Source organism: Kitasatospora sp. NPDC051702 (assembly GCF_040681575.1).
GTDB lineage: Bacteria > Actinomycetota > Actinomycetes > Streptomycetales > Streptomycetaceae > Kitasatospora.
This window is the reverse complement of the sequence record NZ_JBFAZB010000085.1, coordinates 1-18,803: the sequence shown is the minus strand read 5'-3', so window position 1 is coordinate 18,803 and position 18,803 is coordinate 1. Positions and strand designations below refer to the sequence as shown.

Sequence of the window (18,803 nt, the reverse complement as noted above, 5' to 3'; positions counted from 1 at the left end):
CCGGTCGTAAGGATCAAGGAATTGGGATGATTTGAAGCCAAATGCCCCATTTTTCAAGATCGAATCGGGCCGGAAAGTGGCCCCGGTCACCCCGGAGGCCGTGTGAGGCCGCGCACATCGTCGACAGCGCGTGACCACCCGCCCCACACCCGGTGCGGAAGCCGCCGCCGGCTCCCGCCGCCCGGGTGGCCCGCACCACAACCCTCACCCGGACAACGCCACTTGGTCACGCACCGTGCTGAGTTCACCCCCTGAACGCCCTGGACGCCGGGCGGCCCGAGGAGTGCGGCGGGCCGCCCGGCGGCGGCACTACCCCTCGAGGGACTTCGCCGCGTCCCGGATGACGTCGAGGACGAAGTCGGGGTGCGACAGCATCGGGACGTGGCTGCTGTCGACGGCGTAGGTCTTCGCGCCCATGCGCTCGGCCGCGGCCCGCTCCAGGTCCGGGTTCACCGTGCGGTCGTCGTTCGCGACGATGTACCAGCTCGGCTTGGACCGCCAGGCCGTCCCCGGAACCTGCTGGCTGAACAGGTCCGGGACGGGCACGGCACCCGTCGCGAGGACGAGCTGCTGCTCGGCGACGGGCAGGTCGCCGCAGAAGTCGCCGATACCCGACTCGAGGAGCCAGATCCGGCCGTCGGCGACGTCGATGTGCTTGAAGACCGGAGTGCCCGGGAACTGCTCCTGCTGGCCCTGGGAGGTCTCGTCCTCGTCCGGGGCGAGCGCGGCGATGTAGACCAGTGCACCCACGCGGTCGTGGACACCGGCCTTGGTGATCAGCGTCCCGCCGTAGGAGTGGCCGACGAGCACCACCGGGCCGGGCACGTGGTCGATGGCGCGGGTGACGCAGGCGACGTCCCCTTCGAGCGAGTCCAGGCCGTGCTGCGAACTGAGCACCTGGTGCCCTTCGGCCAGGAGCGCGGGGATGAGCTTGTTGAAGCACGAGCCGTCGGCCCAGAGCCCGTGGGCGAAGACGATGCTGGCCTTGCTGGCCATGATTTCCCCTTTCGTGGGACATCGGGAGATGGGAGTGGAACTACGCCGAGTGTGCAGGCTGTGACTTTCCGCTCCGGGCTGCGACGCGCATGATGGAACTGCCGCCGACGGACGGGAGGCAGGCGCCATGGAGCTGTTCCCACCGATGCCGCTCACCGAGTGGCAGGACACCAAGGAGACGCTGCACCGCTTCACGCAGGTGGTGGGAAAGATCCGCCTCGCGGCGAGCGTGCGGCGCAACCACTGGTGGAACGTCCCGTTCCACCTCACCGGGCGCGGCCTCACCACCCGGCCCATGGGACAGGTCGACGGCAACCCGGTCTTCACCATCGACTTCGACTTCGTCGACCACCGGCTCGTCGTCACGACGGCGGACGGTAGGACGGCGTCCTTCCCCCTGGTCGGCCGGTCCGTCGCGTCCTTCCACCGGCGGACCCTGGAGGCGCTGGCGGCCCTGGACATCCGGGTGGAGCTCGCGAACCCCCGGCCCTACCGGCTACCCGACACCGACCGGCCGTTCGCCGAGGACGTCGAACACGCGGCCTACGACCCCGTCTGGGCGAACCGCGCCTGGCAGGTCCTCAACCAGGTCGGACTGGTGCTGGAGGAGTTCGCGGCCCGGTTCTCGGGCAAGGTCAGCCCCGTCCACCTGTTCTGGCACTCGTTCGACCTCGCCCACACCAGGTTCTCCGGACAGCACCTCGACCAGCCTGCACAGGTCGACCCGGTGACCCGCGAGGCGTACTCCCGCGAGCTGGTCAGCTTCGGGTTCTGGTTCGGGGACGCCGCCCTCGGCGAAGCGGCCTTCTACTCCTACACGACCCCCGAACCGGCGCACCTCGCCGACGACCCGCTCGAACCGGCGACCGCCCGGTGGACCGAGCTCGGCGACGGCCACCTCGCGGTCCTGCGCTACGAGGCGGCCCGTGCCGAGCCGGACCCCAGGGCGGCCGTGCTCGCCTTCTACGAGAGCGCCTACCGGGCCGGGGCCGGGCGCGCGGGCTGGGACGTCGACCGTCTCGCCTGCCCGGGCGGGATCACCGACCCGCGGTGGCCGGCTCCGCCCCGCTGATCGGTCGGGACGGGGTCGGCTGGGGCGGGGGCCGGGTCGGACAGGGGCCGGGTGGCGCGGCCCTGGTCAGTGCAGGTGCGACTGCCAGTCGGCGGGGACCCTGCCCAGCGGGCCCGGGGTCGGCTGGGCCTCCGGGTGCGCGGCGGGCGCCGCCAGCTCCGGCCCCTCGTAGTACTGCTCGGTCTCGACGTTCCAGAACCACGCCTCACCGGGCTCGAAACTGGCCAGGAACGGGTGCCCGGCCTCCCGGGCGTGTCGCGTGCCGTGCTGGGAGGGCGAGGAGTCGCAGCACCCGATGTGCCCGCACTGGGCACACCGCCGCAGGTGGAACCACCACCCCGGCCCGTCCCCCGTCAGACACTCCACGCACCCGTCCCCGCTCGGCGGCACGGCGGGGTCGATCCCCCGGATCGGGCTGTCAGTCATCGGACACGCCTCCCGACGTCGGTTCGGCCGGGCGCCGGTTCAGGACGGCGGCGCCGGGGCCTTCGGACCGTCTCTCCGAATCCCAACCGGCCGGCGCGCACACAGATTCCGGGAGGGCTGCGGGACCGGCCCCGGGCCGACGGCAGGGGCGGCGGGACCGGGCCCCGGGCCGACGGCAGGGGCGGCGGGACCGGGCCCCGGGCGACCTGCCTTGAAGGAGACGGGCGGCTGTGCGTGACTGGAGGGAGCAGCAGTGCTCCGGCCGACGTCGAGCCGACATCGAGGTGCTCCGGATGGGATTCATCGGCACTGTGGGGCTGGTGCTCCACCCCGAGCGCACCTGTGCGCCCTCCGTGGAGACCGTGGTCGGCTGGAGCCGGGCCCGGGGCACCAAGGTCCTGGGGCTGGCCGCGGAGGTGGCGCGGATCGGTTGCGAGGCCATCCCGGTCGGCGACGAGGAGATGGCCGCCGGCGCCGACCTGCTGATCAGCCTCGGCGGGGACGGCACCATGCTGCGCACCATGCGGCTCGCCACCCGGGGCCACGCTCCGGTCCTCGGCGTCAACGTCGGGCGGCTGGGCTTCCTCGCCGAGGTCGACATCCCTGACCTGCGCGGCGCGCTGGACGCCGTCGACGCCCACCGGTTCACCGTGGAGGCCCGCTCCGGCGTCCACGCCCGGTTCGGGGACGTCCGGGAGACGGCGCTCAACGACGTGGTGCTGCTGCGCAGCCCCGGGCACAGGTCCGCAGTGGTCGCCGTACGGGTCCAGGGCGAGCCCTTCGTGTCCTACACCGCGGACGCGGTCGTCTGTGCCACGCCGACCGGCTCCACCGCGTACAGCTTCTCCGCGGGCGGCCCGATCGTCTCCCCCAACGCGGAGGGGCTGCTGGTCACCCCGGTGGCCCCGCACGCCGTGTTCAACCGCTCGGTGTTCCTCTCCAGCGGCGAGCGTCTCGACCTGGAGGTGCTGCCGCCCAGCGGCGACCTCGCCGTCGAGGCCGACGGCCTGCTGGTCGGCCACGTCTCGCCGGGCGACGGCGTCGAGGTGACCATGGTGCCCGCGGCCGCGCGCGTCGTGCGGCTCGGGCACACCACCTTCTACCAGCGGGCCCAGCGCAAGCTCCGGCTCACCGGCTCGGCGGAACACGGCTGACCGGGGCGGGCCGGCAACGTGGCTGCGCGCCCGGTGCCCCGCCGGACCGTGGTGGTCGGTGGGGCACCGGGCGCGCGGGGCGGGCCACCGGAGGTGAGCCCTGCGGTGGACTCCCCCGTTACCAGCTGCCCTTGAGGGGGATCCAGCCCGGGTTGCCCAGCTTGGCGGTCACCGCGGCGCTGCTGTCGTCGTTGCTCAGGTAGAACGTGCCGGACGCCGGGTCGTAGCCGCCGACGGTGGTGACGCCGTCGCCGTTCCAGTCGCCGACCAGCGGCGTCCAGCCCGGGTTGCCGAAGGTGGCGGTCACCGCGGCGCTGCTGTTGTCGTTGCTCAGGTAGAACGTGCCGGACGCCGGGTCGTAGGCGCCGATGCTGGTGACGCCGTCGCCGTTCCAGTCACCCGCCAGCGGCGTCCAGCCCGCGTTGCCGAACTTCGCCGAGCCCGCGACGGTGCTGTTGTCGTTGCTCTCGTAGAAGGTCTGGGTGCTCGGGTCGTACGCGCCGATGCTGTCCCGGCCGTCGCCGTTCCAGTCCCCCACCAGCGGGATCCAGTTCGGGTTCCCGAACTTCGCCGTCACCGCGGCCGTGCTGTTGTCGTTGCTCAGGTAGAACGTGGCCGTCGCCGGGTCGTACGCGCCGACGGTGTCCACGCCGTCGCCGTTCCAGTCCCCGACCAGCGGCGTCCACCCCGGGTTGCCGAACTTCGCCGAGCCCGCGACGGTGCCGTTGTCCCTGCTCTCGTAGAAGGTCTGGGTGCCCGGGTCGTACGCGCCGATGCCGTCCGGGGAGGAAGGCTTGGCGTGGTCCGCGCCGAGGCCGGCCTTCGGCCCGCAGACCGGCCAGGCGCCCTGGCCCTGCCCGGCGAGGACCCTCTCGCCTATCTGGATCTGCTGCGCCTTGGTCGCCTGGTGCGGGTAGGCCGCATACTGGGTGCCGCCGTACGCCTTCCAGGTGCTCAGCGAGAACTGCAGGCCGCCGTAGTAGGAGTTGCCGGTGTTGATCGCCCAGTTGCCGCCGCTCTCGCACTGGGCGACCTTGTCCCAGGTGCTCACCGAGGCGGCCTGCGCCGGGCCCTGGGCGGAGACGGACAGGAGGGCCACCCCGACGGCCACGGCGGCCACGGCGGCCGGCGTGCGGCCGCGACGGGAGGTCTGCTTGCTCTCGGTGTTCCTGCGCATGGCGGATTGACGTCCTTTCGGCACGGATCGGAGGGGGTGGACTACCAGCGGCCGGCGATCGGGACGTCACCCGGGCTTCCGTAGACGAAGCTGGTGGCGGCGCTGTTGTCGTTGCTCAGGTAGAAGGTGGCGGTCGCCGGGTCGAAGGCGCCGATGCTGGTGACGCCGTCGTTGTTCCAGTCGCCGACCACCGGCGTCCACCCCGGGTTGCCGAACTTCACCGAGCCCGCGACGGTGCTGTTGTCGTTGCTCTCGTAGAAGGTCTGGGTGCTCGGGTCGTACGCGCCGATGCTGTCCCGGCCGTCGTTGTTCCAGTCACCGACCAGCGGGATCCAGTTCGGGTTGCCGAACTTCGCCGTCACCGCGGCGCTGCCGTTGTCGTTGCTCAGGTAGAAGGTGGCGGTCGCCGGGTCGTACGCGCCGATGCTGGTGACGCCGTCGCCGTCCCAGTCGCCGACCAGCGGCGTCCACCCCGGGTTGCCGAACTTCGCCGAACCGGCGGTGGTGGAGTTGTCGTTGCTCAGGTAGAAGGTGGAGGTCTCCGGGTCGTACGCGCCGATGCTGGCCACGCCGTCCTTGTTCCAGTCGCCGACCAGCGGCGTCCAGTTCGGGTTGCCGAACTTCGCCGAGCCCAGGGTGGAGCCCGCGTTGTCGCCCTCGTAGAAGGTCTGGGTGGACGGGTGGTACACACCGACCCTGGTGGCCCGCCGCTGCGCGTCGTCGACGATGTTCTTGTACCGCAGCGCCTTGTACTCGCTGTTGGGGTGGGAGTCGAGGGTGCCGTTGATGGAGGCACCGGTGACGTGCTTCACCGGGGTGGAGCCGAAGGAGTAGTAGGAGAAGGTGGTGTGGCCCGGGTCGTCCCACTTCTCGAAGAGCAGGACGTGGTTGTAGTAGCTGTTGAGGACGTCGCCGGCCTTCAGCTCGCTGCGCGGGATCTCGTAGGTGTAGGAGTCCGCGATGCCCTGGGTGTTGGGGCTGGCGCCGAGGTGCCAGGCCATGGAGACGTAACCCGAGCAGTCGGTGCGGTAGTTGCGGCCGCTGGAGTCCGGGTAGGAGCCGCCCTGGTTGTAGGTGAGGGACTTGCCGAGCCAGTACTGCGCCCGCTGGATGACCTCGCTGCGGGTGATCCTGCCGTCCACCGCGGAGGAGGCGGTGGTCGCCGCGTGGGCGGCGGTGGCGGTGACGGCCGTCGCGGCGATCGCACCGGAGGCGGCGATCGAGGCGGCGAGGGCGACGTGGGCGAGCCTGGACAGCTTGGAAGAGCGCATGGCTGAGGAAGTCCTGACGGCGTGGAGGGTCGTGGAGTGTTCGCGCGGACACCGGTGGTCGGCGCGGAAGTCTTCGGGACGTGCACGCCCGGCGGCGGGACGGCTGCCCTGCAGGAACAGCGGTCGGTCGGCGGCGGAACGGTCGAGCGGCGGGACACCGGGCCCCGCAGCGCGGTCACCGGCGCCTCCCGGGCGGTGCTCCCGGCTGGCGACTACTACTCTCGCCGCAGCCCAGGACCGGTGGAAGGGCCCCCGACTGGACGGATCCGGCCCTGACCGGATGCGTCCAGCGGCGCCGAGTCGGGCTCGCAAGACCCCGCGAGGCGCCCTCCCCGCATCGAACCGACGGTGGCGCCTCGAACCATCAGCAGCTCTTCCCTCAAAGCAGTATGACGATTCATCAGATCAATGGACCTGCTGCGCTGCTCAGCGCAGAACGGCCGCCGGCCAGGTCGGTACCCCAGGAGGGGCGGCGACCTGGCCGGCGGATCGTGTTCGGCGGACCCTAGGCCCGGCGGGTGTGGGTGCGGATGCGGTAGCGGAGGCCGGTGGTGGAGGTCTGCCAGCCGTCGTCGCGGGTGACGGTCCAGGCGGAGCCGACGGGCGGGGCGTGGGTGTCGCCGTCGACCGCGAGGTCGATCTCGGTGACGGAGAGGGTGGTGGCGTGGTCGATGGCGGTGCGGTAGAGCTGCCCGCCGCCGATGATCCAGGTCTCGGCGGGGGTTCCCGGGTCGGCTGCCGCGGCCGCGAGGCGCAGGGCCTCGGCGAGGGAGCCGGCGCGCTCGGCGCCGTCGGCGGCCCACTGCGGGTTGCGGGTGACCACGATGTTGCGGCGGCCGGGGAGCGGGCGGAAGCGCGGCGGGATCGACTCCCAGGTGCGGCGGCCCATCACCACGGGGTGGCCGAGGGTCGTCCGCTTGAAGTGTTCGAGGTCCTCGGGCAGGTGCCAGGGCATCGTGTTGTCGGCGCCGATCACGCCGCCGCGGGCCTGGGCCCAGATCAGTCCGATCCTCATACCGCCACCGGGGCCTTGATCGCCGGGTGGTGCCGGTAGCCGACGACGTCCACGTCGGAGTAGGCGTAGTCGAAGAGCGAGTCGGCCTTCCGCAGGTTCAGCGTGGGGAAGTCGTACGGCGTGCGCGAGAGCTGTTCGGTGACCTGGTCCACGTGGTTGTCGTAGATGTGGCAGTCACCGCCGGTCCAGATGAAGTCCCCCGGGGCGAGGCCGACCTGCTGCGCGACCAGGTGGGTGAGCAGGGCGTAGCTCGCGATGTTGAACGGGACGCCGAGGAAGAGGTCGGCGCTGCGCTGGTAGAGCTGGCAGGAGAGCCTGCCGTCGGCGACGTGGAACTGGAAGAAGGCGTGACAGGGGGCGAGCGCCATGGCGTCCAGTTCGGCGACGTTCCAGGCGGAGACGACCATCCGGCGGGAGTCCGGGTCGGTGCGCAGGGTGTCGAGGACCTGGCTGATCTGGTCGACGTGCCCGCCGTCGGGGGTCGGCCAGCTGCGCCACTGCACGCCGTAGACGGGGCCGAGGTCGCCGTTGCCGTCGGCCCACTCGTCCCAGATGGTGACGCCGTGCTCGTTCAGCCAGCCGACGTTGGAGTCGCCGCGCAGGAACCACAGGAGCTCGTACACCACGGACTTGAGGTGCACCTTCTTGGTGGTGACCAGCGGGAAGCCCCGGGAGAGGTCGTACCGCAGCTGGTGTCCGAAGACGCTCCGGGTGCCGGTGCCCGTCCGGTCGGCCTTGGCCGTTCCGGTGGTGAGCACGTGCTTCAACAGGTCTTCGTACTGGGTGTCCGCCACGAGCGGCAAGTGTACGTGCCCGTCCGGTCCGCCCGGTTCACCCCGGTCCGTCGGGGCTGCGGTCCCCGCACGTCGGGAGGGGGCTGGCGGCTCCCGGTCACCCGGTGAGCCGGGCCACCAGCTCCCGTTTGAGGACCTTGCCGCCTGCGCCGAGCGGGAAGGCCTCGGTGAACTCCACCCGGCGCGGGTACTTGTAGGCGGCCATCCGCTCCCGGCTCCAGGCGGTGATCCCCGCGGCGAGCTCGCGGTCCGGGCGGATCCCCGGCCGGGGCACCACCACCGCGCACACCTCCTGGCCGTGGACCTCGTCCGGCAGGCCCACCACGGCGACCTGGGCGACGGCCGGGTGGCGGGCCAGCACCTCCTCGACCTCGCGCGGGTAGACGTTGTAGCCGCCGCGCAGCACCAGGTCCTTCTTGCGGTCGACGATGGTCAGGTACCCGTCGGCGTCCAGCGTCCCGAGGTCCCCGGAGCGGAACCACCCGTCGACGACCGCCTCGGCGCTCGCGCCCGGGAGGTTCAGGTAGCCGGCCATCACGTTGTGCCCGCGGATCACCACCTCGCCGATCTCGCCGGCCGGCAGCGGCTCGATCCGGCCCTCCACCTCGGCCCTGGCGACGGCGACCTCGACGCCCCAGATGGGTCGGCCCACCGTGCCGGGCCGCAGGGGCCAGGCCCGCTGGTTGTAGGCGACGACCGGGGAGGTCTCGGTCAGGCCGTAGCCCTCGTAGACGGGGCAGCCGAAGGTCTCCCGGAAGTCCTCCAGGACCGGCACCGGCAGGGCCGCCCCGCCGCAGAACGCCCGGTCGAGCGGTGGGCGGCGCGGATCGGTGCGGGCGGCGGCGAGCAGGGCGTGGTACATGGTGGGCACGCCCATGACGAGCGTGCACCGTTCGCGGACCATCAGGTCCAGCGCCTGCGGCCCGTCGAAGCGCGGCATCAGCACCAGGGTGGCGCCGGCCCGGAAGCAGGTGGCCATGCCGCAGATCTGGCCGAAGGTGTGGAACAGCGGCAGGCAGCCCAGCAGCACGTCCTCGGGCCGGTAGTCGAACGGGGAGAGCATCGTGGTGGCGGTGTTCATCTCCAGGTTGAGGTGGGTGAGCATGGCCCCCTTGGGGCGGCCCGTGGTACCGGAGGTGTAGAGCACCACGGCGAGGTCGCCGGGTTCGCGCGGGACGGCGCCGGCGATCGGGGTGGCGGGCCCGGCCAGCGCGTCCAGGCGCGGGCGGCCCGCGTCCCGCGCCTGGTCCACCGTCAGGACGGGGGTGCCGGCGGCCTCCGCGGCCCGGGCGCCCTCGGCCAGCAGGGCTTCGGCGCAGACCAGGGCCGCGGCCCCGGCGTCGCGCAGCACGTGGGCGATCTCCTCGGCCCGCAGCAGGGCGTTCACCGGGACGGCGACGGCGCCGAGGGCGAGCACCCCGAAGTACGCGAGCGGGAAGTGGCGGCTGTTGGGGAGCAGCAGGGCGACCCGGTCGCCGGGGCCGATGCCCTGGTCGCGCAGCACCGCCGCGTAGCGCCGTGCGCCGTCCCACAGCTCGCGGTAGGTGGTGCGTTCGGTGCCGAGGACGAGGGCGGGGTGGTCGGGCCGGCGCAGCGCGGACTCGGCGAGCACCGCGGCCAGGGAGAGCGTCATCGGCGGCTACCTCCGGGTGTCCGCGACCAGCCGGGCCCGGTCCGGCTTGCCGGTGGGGGTGAGCGGCAGGTCGGGGCGGACGGCGAGCACGGCCGGGACGTGCTGCGGGGAGAGCGCGGTGGCGAGGTGCTCTCGCAGGTCCGCCTCGGTGGTGGCGGCGCCGTCGCGCAGGACCACGGCGGCGTGAAGGTGCTCGACGAGGTCGCCGTCGGGGACGCCGAAGGCGGCGGCCTGGAGCACGCCGGGGTGGGCGGTCAGGGCGTTCTCGACGGTGGTCGGGTGGATCTTGATGCCGTTGGTCTTGACCACGTCGGCCAGGCGGCCGCTGAGGTGGATGTAGCCGCGTTCGTCGAGGCGGCCGAGGTCGCCGGTGTGGACCCAGCCGTCCCGGACGGTGCGGGCGGTGAGCTCCGGGTCGCCGAGGTACTCGCGCATCGCGAACGGGGAGCGGACGCAGATCTCGCCGAGCTCGCCGGTCGGCAGGTCGCGGTGGTCGTGCGGGTCGCGGACCCGGACCTCGCCGGCGAGGACCCGCCCGACGGTGCCGCGCAGGTCGGGCTCGCGGTGCTCGGCCGGGGTGAGCATGCCGATCGCACCGGCTTCGCTGGTGCCGTAGATCTGGATGAGGACGTCCCCGAAGCGCTCGACGGCCTCGGCGAGGCGGGCGGGCGAGGCGGGGGAACCGGTGTAGCAGAGCATCACGAGGCTGGAGAGGTCGGTGGCGGCGGACTCCGGGTGGTCCATCAGCCGGTACAGCTGCGGCGGAGTGATCAGCAGCCGGGTGACCCGGTGTTCGGCGACGGTGCGCAGCACCCGGCCGGCGTCGAAGCCCTGGTGCAGGATCACCGAGCCGCCGGAGGCGAGCGAGTCGTCGGCGGTGGCGCCGCTGGAGTGGCTCATCGGCAGGGTGGCCAGGTAGACGGCGCGCCAGGCCATCTGGAGTCCGGCGGTGATGAAGCCGTTGCGGGTGCGGAAGTCGACGGCGATCCCCTTGGGCCGGCCGGTGGTGCCGCTGGTGTAGGTGATCACGGCGGCCCGGTCGAGCGGGATCGGGGTCTCGGGCGGGTCGGTGTCGGCGCCGGTGCTCAGGTCGAGGACGTCGGGGCCGAGGTCGGCGAGGGCGGCCAGGGCGGGTGCCTTCGGCAGGCGGGCGGCCAGGTCGCGGGCGAGCGGGAGGTGCTCGGCGTCGACGGCGAGGACGGTGGCCCCGGTCTCGGTGAGGATGGCGAGTTCGGCGTCCCGGGTGAGCCGGTCGCCCGGGTCGACGGCGTTGGTGGTGTGCAGGTGGACGGCGGTGGCGCCGATCAGGTTGGCGGCGTACCGCAGGATCAGCGTCGCCGGGGAGTTGGTGGTGGTGAGGATGGCCACCACGGCGCCGGTGCCCCCGTCCGCGGCCTCGCCGCCGTGCCGGAGCAGGGTCTGCGCGGCGGTGCGCACGGCGGTGGTGAAGGCGCCGGCGGTGAGGGCCCCGTCCTGCCAGGTGAGGACGGTGCGGTCCGGGTCGGCGGCGAGCACCCGGAGGATCCGGCCGACATAGGTGTCGTTCGCTGGCATGGCGATTCCCATCGGCTGACTGCTGGATTTCGGCGAGCATAGCAGCGCTCCGCCGGAATTCGGCGGGGATTTCGCGAACATTGCCGCGTCCGGTGTTGTCGCGGATGGCGCTATCGAAATGATACGGCGCCCTGAGACGATGTCGTCACGTCGAATATCCGGGCTCGTCGACGGCCCGGAACGGGCCGGCCGTACGCCACGGACATCCGTGTTCCCGATGGATATCCGGATGACCGACGGATATCCGGGTGACCGGACGGATGCCGGCCGGCACCTCGCGGACCGCCGGGAAAGTCCGGGTGCGCCGCCGGCCCGTGGGGCCGAGGCCCCGTACCGTGACGGTCTCCTGAGAGCGAGTGGACGCCATGAGCCATTACCGCACATTCTTCCCGCCCCGGGACCGGGAATCCGCGAACACGGCGGGACATCGGGAATTCCTCGAGATCGGGCGGCGGGCCGGGAGTTTCCCGGCGGCCCGGAACTCGCGGAACGGCGTCGTCAGCGACATCCGGGTCTGGTGCAGCAACGACTACCTCGGCATGGGCCAGCACCCGCTGGTGCTGGCCGCGATGCGCGAGGCCCTGGACGACTTCGGGGCCGGGGCGGGCGGGTCGCGGAACATCGCCGGGACCAACCACTACCACGTGCTGCTGGAGCAGGAGCTGGCCGACCTGCACGGCAAGGAGGACGCGCTGCTCTTCACCTCCGGCTACACGGCGAACGACGGCGCGCTGTCCGTGCTGCCGGCCCACCTGACGGACTGCGTGGTCTTCTCGGACCGGCTGAACCACGCCTCGATCATCGACGGGCTGCGCCACAGCGGCGCGGAGAAGCGCATCTTCCGGCACAACGACACCACGCACCTGGAGGAGCTGATCGCGGCCGCCCCGGCGGCACGGCCCAAGCTGATCGTGATGGAGTCCGTGTACTCGATGGCGGGTGACCTCGCGCCGCTGGCGGAGATCGCCGACATCGCCAAGCGGTACGGGGCGATGACCTTCCTCGACGAGGTGCACGCGGTCGGGATGTACGGGCCGCAGGGTGCGGGCATCGCCGCGAGCCTCGGCCTGGCGGACGAGTTCACCGTGATCATGGGCACGCTGGCGAAGGGGTTCGGGACGATCGGCGGGTACATCGCGGGCCCGACCGCGGTGATCGACGTGGTGCGCAGGCTCTCCCGGCCCTTCATCTTCACCACCGCGCTGCCGCCGGCGGTCGCCGCGGGCGGCCTCGCCGCCGTCCGGCACCTCCGGGGCTCGGACCTGGAGCGCAACCGGCTGCGGGAGAACGCGCAGCTGATGCACGGGCTGCTGCGGGAGCGCGGGATCCCCTTCCTGTCGGACCGGTCGCACATCGTGTCCGTGCTGGTCGGCGACGAGACGGTGTGCAAGCGGATCTCCGACCTCCTGCTGGAGCGCGACGGCTGCTACGTGCAGGCGATCAACGCGCCCAGCGTCCGGGTCGGCGAGGAGATCCTGCGGGTGGCGCCGGGGGCGGTGCACGGCACCGACGAGGTGCGGGAGTTCGTCGCGGCACTGGCGCGGATCTGGGACGAGCTGGGCCTGCCGCTCGTGCCGGGCGGGGCCGCCGCGCGGTAGACCGGCCCGGGGCCCGGCCGTTCCCGGCCGGGCCCCGGCGCGTGCGCGGGTCGGTGGAAGCCCTCCGGGGCGTCGGTGACGCCGCCGCACGGGTCGGTGACGCCGCCGCACGGGTCGGTGACGCCGTCGCGCGGGTCGGTGACGCCGTTGCGGCGCGTCAGTAGAGCCCTTCCGGGGCGGTCGCGGTCACCTGCAGGGGCCGCACGTTGGCCACCCCGTCGCTCGGCCAGAGCCCGGTGCAGTCGTACCGGATGGCCTGGTCGCGCTCCAGGACGTTGGGCAGCAGCAGGTCCTCGTGCAGCACGGTGAGCCGGACCTGGCCGGTGGCCCCGTACTCGACCGGGGTCGTCCAGTCGTCCCGGCGCACCACCGCCATCGTCACCTGCGGGTGGTTGGGCACGTACGGCAGCAGGTCTGCGTCCTGACGGGCGACGAGGCCGGCGGCGTTGCCGAAGGTGTTGCCGTAGCTGAGGCCGCAGAGGCCGCCGTCCAGGGCCGCCAGGAACTCCCGGTGCGTGCCGGGGCTGATCTGGGTGCCGCTGAGGCGCACGCCGTCGAGGGCCGCGACCAGGCCGGGGTGGCTGCGGCACAGCGCCTGGAGGAGGGCGGGCGTCGTGTTCAGGTAGTCGACGGTGCCGCGGGAGAGCACGTCGGCGATCTGCTCCAGCAGGTGGTCGGTGTACTCGCGGGCGTCGGCGAGCCGGCCGGCCCGGATCAGCCGCTTCACCCAGCGCGGGTCCATGTCGACCGCGTACACCTGCCCGGCGTGCAGCTCGGACGCCTCCCAGACGCCGTTGCCGATCAGGTGCGGCCCGGTGGGGGTGGCCTGGAGCCAGGCCCGTTCGGGCCGGAAGCCCTCCTGGACGAAGGACCAGCGCCGCCACACGCCGCGGTGCAGCAGCATGGCGGGGGTGTAGAAGACCCGGCAGGGCGCGCCGGTGGTGCCGCCGGTGTCCCAGATCCGGCCGCTGAGCGGGCGCGGCACCGCCAGCGGGACCAGGTCGGCCGGGTCGCCGGTGCGCAGGTCGTCGAGCGGGAACGGGCCGAGCGCGGTCAGCTGCCCGTAGCGGGTGAGGTCGCGGGGGTCGAAGTCCAGCTCCTTGGCCCGGCGGAGCCAGTACGGGCTCCCGGTCACCGGGTCGAAGTGCCGGCGGACGACGCGCCTGGTCCAGCCGTCGAGGTCGGTGGCGAGCCAGCCCTCGGTCAGCGCGTCCCACTCGGCGGCCCGGCGCGCCCGGTCCCGGGTGACCTCCCCCGGGACCGGGCCGCCGCCGGTCACCGCTCGGCCCGCGGGTCGGCCGCGGGGACGTCGATGCCCAGCTCGTAGACGCTGGTGAGGACCTGCTCGACGTGCTCGGGCCGGTCCACGTGGACCACCGGGAACGGGAAGCGCAGGATGCCGTCCGGGATCGAGCCGCCGATGACCAGCCCGAGCCGGACGCCCTGCTCCGCCATCCCGGTGTAGACGTCCACCAGGCTGATCGGGTCGGTGGCGTTGCGGTGGAAGAGGTCGCGGACCCCGGCCCCGGTGGTCAGCGTCCGGCGGTCGAGGCAGGAGACCAGCGGGAGCCGGGGGTCGGCGAACTCCATGGCGTCCAGGTACGGGGCCAGGAAGGCGCGGAACGGGGCGCGCAGCGGCGAGTGCACGGCGATCGTCCGGTCGGGCAGCGGCACCAGCGTGCCCTGCGGCACCTCGGCGGCCAGCGCGTCGAGGGCGGACCGCTCGCCGGACAGCATCAGGATCCGGGCCGCGCCGTCGACGGTGGGGCCGAAGTCCCCGGCCCGGTGCACGCCCGAGCGGCCGTCGCCGCCGTACGGGGCGGTGTCCAGCCCGGCCGGGACGAAGGCCAGCGCCATGCCCTCCTCCGGGTCGCCGGCGGACGGCTCGGGGGCGTGCCGGGTGTGCGCGAGCATCTCGAACAGGGCCCGCCGGTCCACCGCGCCGGCGAGGCTGCCCGCCGTCATCGCGCCGAGGCTGAGCCCGCCGAGCACCGCGGGCCGCAGGCCGTGCCCGGCCAGGATGTCGTGCACCGCGACGGCCAGGGCGGTCTCCCGGACGGTGCCCGCGCTCTGCCGCTCCTCCCGGCCCTTCGGCAGCTCCTCGTCGAGCAGCTGCCCGGGGGTGAGGCCGGTCCAGCCCGCTATCTCGGCGTACAGCTCCCGCATCGCCGGATAGGCCTGGTACAGCTCCAGGCCGTGCGGCTCGGTGCCGACACCGCCGCCGAAAAGGTAACCGAGTGCCATGGTGCTCCTCCTTCGGGAATTCCACGGAAAGGGAACGGGCGGCGCGCGCGCCGGGCTTTCGGCCGCCGTCGGCGCCGGTGCGCGTGGCATCCGGAGCGCCGCGCCGCCACCGTAGCAGGGCCCGTGCGCGGAAATGCCGGAACGGCCGAAAAGGCCGGGACCGTGCGCTGTCGCGGTTCGCGCTATCGAGACGATATCGGCGGCTGACAAGATCTGTCTGGTCGATTCCGCCCGGCCCGGCCCGCGTGAATTCCGGCGCTGTGCGGGTGCCGGCGGCGGGTGGAAGGCGGTCGGCGGCGGATCCGCGCGGCGGCACCGGAATGCCCGGAGCCGCCGGATTACGGTCGCACGGCCTTTCGCCGGGCCGTCCGGATATCAGGCCCGGGGGAAATCGGTGCCGGATATCGGGGCCGGACGTCGGGCTCGCGGAAAACCGGGCTCACGGAAAACCGGGCCCGGGGGAAATCGGGTCCCCGCGAACAGGGCACGGGAGACCGGGCCCGACGGAACGGGGCCCGCGGAAGAACAGGGCCCGGGGGAACAGGCCGACCACGGTCGGGCGCCGGACACCGGCCGAGCACCACGCCGCCGGGCGCCACGCCCGCCGGTCCGGCGCGTCGCGAAGAAGGAGTGGGGACGCACACCATGGCTCACGGATCACGCCCTGCCACGCCGTTGCTGTGGGCCCTCTCCGGCGGCACCCCGGCCGCGCTCGCGGCGGACGCGGCGCACCTGCACCGCCACCTGACGGCCCACCCCGGGACCACCCCCGAGGACGTGGCGCACGCACTCGGCGCCCGCGCCGCCGGCCCGCACCGCGCGGCCCTCGTCGGCACCGACCGGGCGGGGCTGCTGGAGCGGCTGGCCGCGCTCGCCGCGGGCCGGCCCGCGCCGGGCCTGGTGACCGGCACCGCCGCGGACGGCACCGCCGCCTTCGTCTTCCCCGGCCAGGGCTCCCAGTGGCCGGGCATGGCCGTCGAGCTGCTCGCCGCCTCCCCCGCCTTCCGCAGCCGCCTGGACGACTGCGCGCAGGCCCTGGAGCCGTTCACCGGCTGGTCGGTCCCGGACGTGCTGCGCGCCGCTCCCGGCGCGCCCGCGCTGGAACGCGCCGACGTCGTGCAGCCGGTGCTGTTCGCGGTGACGCTGGCCCTGGTGGCGCTCTGGGAGTCGTACGGCGTCCGGCCGGCGGCGGTGCTCGGGCACAGCATGGGCGAGATCAGCTCCGCGGTCGTCGCCGGGGCGCTCGACCTGGACGACGCCGCCCGGGTCGCCGCGCACTGGAGCCGGCTGCAGGCGACCCTCGCCGGCCGGGGCGAGATGGTCTCCGTGATGGCCTCCGCCGAGCGGGTGCGCCCGCTCCTGGCCCGCTGGGGCGGGCGGCTCACCGTCGCCGCCGTGAACGGCCCCGGCTCGACGGTCGTGTCGGGGGACGCGGACGCCGCCGCCGAGCTGGTCGGGCACTTCGACCGGCTCGGTCTGCACGCCCGGACCGTCGCCGTCGGCCTGGCCGCCCACTCCCCGCACATCGACGCGATCCTGCCCGAGCTGCGCGACGCCTTGGCCCCGCTGCGCCCGCGGCCCGCCCGGCTGCCGTTCTACTCCGGCCTGACCGGCGGCCTGCTGGCCGACCCGGTGCTGGACGCCGACCACTGGTGCCGCAACCTGCGGGGCACCGTCCTCTTCGCCCGGGCGGCCGAGGCCCTGCTGGCCGACGGCCACCGGCTGCTGCTGGAGGTCAGCCCGCACCCGGTGCTCACCTCCGCGCTGCAGGAGACGGCCCGCGAGTGCGGCGCCGACGCCCGCGTCCGGGGCTCCCTCCGGCGCGAACAGGGCGGCCCGGACCGAGCCCTGACCACCCTCGGCGAGCTGTTCGTGGACGGCCACCGGCCCGACCTCGCCGCGCTCGCCGCCGAGGCCGGCGGGCGGGACGTGGCCCTGCCGGACCCTGCGGAGGACCAGGCCGCCGCCTCCGGGGCGGGCGAACCCCCGGCGACGGAGGGGCTGGTGGAGCAGCTCACCGGCCGGTCCGAGCGGGAGCAGCACGCCCTGCTCCTCGACCTCGTCCAGCGGACCGTGAACGACGCGCTGGCCCGCACCGGGCCCGTCCCTGCCGACCGCGCCTTCCTGGACCTCGGCCTGGACTCCGTCACCGCGCTGGAGATCCGCAACCGGCTGGGCGCCGCCGCCTCGCTGCGGCTGCCCGCCACCGCCGTCTTCGACCACCCCACCCCGCGGGCGCTGGCGGCCCACCTGCGCGCCGAGCTGCTCGGCGGACCGCCCGGTGACGGGTCCGCCAGCGCCGCCGCACCCGCGGTCCGGTCCGCCGGCGAGGACCCGGTGGTGATCGTCTCGATGGGGTGCCGCTACCCGGGCGGCGCCGACACCCCGGAACGGCTCTGGCAGCTGGTCGCCGAGGGCGCCGACGCCGTCACCCCCTTCCCGACGGACCGGGGGTGGGGCCTTCCCGCGGAGGACGGGCCGGCCGGACGCCGACCGGGCCGCTACTACCAGCGGGCGGCGGGCTTCCTGCACGGGGCCGACCGGTTCGACCCGGCGTTCTTCGACATCTCGCCGCGCGAGGCGCTCGCCATGGACCCGCAGCAGCGGCTGTTGCTGGAGATCGCCTGGGAGGCGTTCGAGCGGGCCGGGATCGACCCGACCACCATGCGCGGAAGTCGGTCCGGGGTCTTCGTCGGCGCGATGACCATGGACTACGGCCCGGGCCTGACCGCCGCGTCCGACCTCTCCGGCCACCTGCTGACCGGGACCACCGGCAGCGTGGCCTCGGGCCGGCTGGCCTACGTGTTCGGGCTGGAGGGCCCGGCCGTCACCGTCGACACCGCCTGCTCCTCCTCCCTCGTCGCCCTCCACCTGGCGGCCCGGGCGCTGCGGGACGGCGAGTGCGACCTCGCCCTCGCCGGCGGCGTCACCGTGATGTCCACGCTCGGGATGTTCATGGAGTTCAGCCGCCAGGGCGGGCTGGCTCCGGACGGCCGGTGCAAGGCCTTCGCGGCGTCCGCGGACGGCTTCGGACTCGCCGAGGGCGCGGGCATGCTGGTGCTGGAGCGGCTGTCCGACGCCCGGCGCAACGGGCACCCGGTGCTGGCGGTGCTGCGCGGCTCCGCCGTCAACCAGGACGGCGCCAGCAACGGGCTCACCGCGCCCAACGGGCCCTCGCAGCAGCGCGTGATCCGGGCCGCGCTCGCGAACGCCGGGCTCACCGCCGCCGAGGTCGACGCCGTCGAGGCGCACGGCACCGGGACGACGCTGGGCGACCCGATCGAGGCGCAGGCGATCCTCGCCGCCTACGGGCAGGACCGGCCGGAGGGCCGGCCGCTGTGGCTCGGCTCGCTCAAGTCCAACCTCGGCCACGCGCAGGCGGCGGCCGGGGTCGGCGGGGTGATCAAGATGGTGCAGGCCATGCGCAACGGGGTCCTGCCGCAGACCCTGCACGTGGACGCGCCGTCCCCGCACATCGACTGGTCGGCGGGCGCGGTCGAACTGCTCACCGAGGCCCGGAGCTGGGACACCGACGGGCGGCCGCGACGGGCGGGCGTCTCCTCCTTCGGCGTCAGCGGCACCAACGCCCACGTCGTCCTGGAGGAAGCCCCCGTGGAACGGGGCTCCGACGCGGGCGAAACCGGCGCCGGCGTGCTGCCGTGGGTGCTCTCCGCGCGCACACCGGAGGCCCTGCGTGAGCAGGCGGCTCAGCTGGCCGACGTGGAGCGTGACCCGAGCGACGTGGCCCACACCCTCGCCCGCGGCCGCAGGGCGTTCGAGCACCGTGCGGTGGTCGTCGGCGACCACGACACCCGCACCGCCGCCCTGCACGCCCTCACCACCGGCGAACCCCACCCCGCCCTCATCCA

13 protein-coding genes and 1 pseudogene are annotated in these 18,803 nt (G+C 73.9%); 4 read left to right on the top strand and 10 right to left on the bottom strand.

Annotated features, from left to right (window positions below; genetic code table 11):
• Positions 1-309: 309 nt before the first annotated feature.
• A complete protein-coding gene (locus tag AB0N04_RS37880; protein ID WP_360217468.1) occupies positions 310-996 on the bottom strand; it encodes an alpha/beta hydrolase in 687 nt (228 codons plus the stop codon).
• A 127-nt stretch (positions 997-1,123) separates the two neighbouring features.
• On the opposite strand from AB0N04_RS37880, the gene AB0N04_RS37875 reads away from it, so the two are divergent.
• Positions 1,124-2,068 carry a DUF5996 family protein gene (locus tag AB0N04_RS37875; RefSeq protein ID WP_360217465.1) on the top strand — a complete coding sequence of 315 codons (945 nt, stop codon included), beginning with the start codon at positions 1,124-1,126 and terminating at the stop codon, positions 2,066-2,068.
• Between the two features lie 66 nt (positions 2,069-2,134).
• Here the strand turns inward: AB0N04_RS37875 and AB0N04_RS37870 are convergent, their stop codons facing one another.
• Positions 2,135-2,494 (bottom strand): UBP-type zinc finger domain-containing protein, encoded by a 360-nt coding sequence (locus tag AB0N04_RS37870; RefSeq protein ID WP_360217462.1) that lies wholly within the window; start codon positions 2,492-2,494, stop codon positions 2,135-2,137.
• A gap of 230 nt (positions 2,495-2,724) precedes the next feature.
• Between AB0N04_RS37870 and AB0N04_RS37865 the strand changes: the two genes are divergently transcribed.
• Positions 2,725-3,648, top strand: coding sequence for an NAD(+)/NADH kinase (locus AB0N04_RS37865; protein WP_360217459.1), 924 nt, complete (start codon positions 2,725-2,727; stop codon positions 3,646-3,648).
• Between the two features lie 118 nt (positions 3,649-3,766).
• Here AB0N04_RS37865 and AB0N04_RS37860 read toward each other — a convergent pair whose 3' ends face one another.
• The 6 genes and pseudogenes from AB0N04_RS37860 to AB0N04_RS37835 form a co-directional block, all read right to left on the bottom strand.
• A complete protein-coding gene (locus tag AB0N04_RS37860) occupies positions 3,767-4,825 on the bottom strand; it encodes a transglycosylase family protein (RefSeq protein WP_360217456.1) in 1,059 nt (352 codons plus the stop codon).
• Positions 4,826-4,866: 41 nt separating this feature from the next.
• Positions 4,867-6,096 carry a VCBS repeat-containing protein gene (locus tag AB0N04_RS37855; protein ID WP_360217453.1) on the bottom strand — a complete coding sequence of 410 codons (1,230 nt, stop codon included), beginning with the start codon at positions 6,094-6,096 and terminating at the stop codon, positions 4,867-4,869.
• A 505-nt stretch (positions 6,097-6,601) separates the two neighbouring features.
• Positions 6,602-7,111: a dihydrofolate reductase gene (locus AB0N04_RS37850; protein WP_360217450.1), complete on the bottom strand. Its 510-nt coding sequence runs from the start codon at positions 7,109-7,111 to the stop codon at positions 6,602-6,604.
• Positions 7,108-7,905: a thymidylate synthase gene (locus AB0N04_RS37845; RefSeq protein WP_360217447.1), complete on the bottom strand. Its 798-nt coding sequence runs from the start codon at positions 7,903-7,905 to the stop codon at positions 7,108-7,110. The genes AB0N04_RS37850 and AB0N04_RS37845 overlap by 4 nt, the downstream gene beginning before the upstream one ends.
• A gap of 97 nt (positions 7,906-8,002) precedes the next feature.
• Positions 8,003-9,538, bottom strand: a pseudogene (locus AB0N04_RS37840) (long-chain fatty acid--CoA ligase); the annotation flags it as partial.
• A 6-nt stretch (positions 9,539-9,544) separates the two neighbouring features.
• On the bottom strand, positions 9,545-11,092 hold the full coding sequence (locus AB0N04_RS37835; RefSeq protein ID WP_360217444.1) for an AMP-binding protein: 1,548 nt from the start codon (positions 11,090-11,092) through the stop codon (positions 9,545-9,547).
• Positions 11,093-11,457: 365 nt separating this feature from the next.
• Here AB0N04_RS37835 and hemA point away from each other — a divergent pair, with 365 nt between their 5' ends.
• Entirely contained in the window at positions 11,458-12,690 is a 1,233-nt protein-coding gene (hemA, locus tag AB0N04_RS37830) for a 5-aminolevulinate synthase (protein ID WP_360217441.1), read from the top strand.
• Positions 12,691-12,847: 157 nt separating this feature from the next.
• On the opposite strand, the gene AB0N04_RS37825 is transcribed toward hemA, so the two are convergent.
• Positions 12,848-13,897 (bottom strand): arylcarboxylate reductase, encoded by a 1,050-nt coding sequence (locus AB0N04_RS37825; RefSeq protein ID WP_360217471.1) that lies wholly within the window; start codon positions 13,895-13,897, stop codon positions 12,848-12,850.
• Between the two features lie 68 nt (positions 13,898-13,965).
• A complete protein-coding gene (locus tag AB0N04_RS37820; protein ID WP_360217439.1) occupies positions 13,966-14,934 on the bottom strand; it encodes an ACP S-malonyltransferase in 969 nt (322 codons plus the stop codon).
• Positions 14,935-15,579: 645 nt separating this feature from the next.
• Between AB0N04_RS37820 and AB0N04_RS37815 the strand changes: the two genes are divergently transcribed.
• Positions 15,580-18,803: beta-ketoacyl synthase N-terminal-like domain-containing protein (locus tag AB0N04_RS37815; protein WP_363365710.1), on the top strand; the 3,224-nt coding region annotated here is incomplete at its 3' end.

Excerpts from the sequence above, each read along its gene's own strand:
- AB0N04_RS37880 (WP_360217468.1), bottom strand. The coding sequence starts at position 996 with ATGGCCAGCAAGGCCAGCATCGTCTTCGCCCACGGGCTCTGGGCCGAC.
- AB0N04_RS37875 (WP_360217465.1), top strand. The coding sequence starts at position 1,124 with ATGGAGCTGTTCCCACCGATGCCGCTCACCGAGTGGCAGGACACCAAG.
- AB0N04_RS37870 (WP_360217462.1), bottom strand. The coding sequence starts at position 2,494 with ATGACTGACAGCCCGATCCGGGGGATCGACCCCGCCGTGCCGCCGAGC.
- AB0N04_RS37860 (WP_360217456.1), bottom strand. The coding sequence starts at position 4,825 with ATGCGCAGGAACACCGAGAGCAAGCAGACCTCCCGTCGCGGCCGCACG.
- AB0N04_RS37855 (WP_360217453.1), bottom strand. The coding sequence starts at position 6,096 with ATGCGCTCTTCCAAGCTGTCCAGGCTCGCCCACGTCGCCCTCGCCGCC.
- AB0N04_RS37850 (WP_360217450.1), bottom strand. The coding sequence starts at position 7,111 with ATGAGGATCGGACTGATCTGGGCCCAGGCCCGCGGCGGCGTGATCGGC.
- AB0N04_RS37835 (WP_360217444.1), bottom strand. The coding sequence starts at position 11,092 with ATGCCAGCGAACGACACCTATGTCGGCCGGATCCTCCGGGTGCTCGCC.
- hemA (WP_360217441.1), top strand. The coding sequence starts at position 11,458 with ATGAGCCATTACCGCACATTCTTCCCGCCCCGGGACCGGGAATCCGCG.
- AB0N04_RS37820 (WP_360217439.1), bottom strand. The coding sequence starts at position 14,934 with ATGGCACTCGGTTACCTTTTCGGCGGCGGTGTCGGCACCGAGCCGCAC.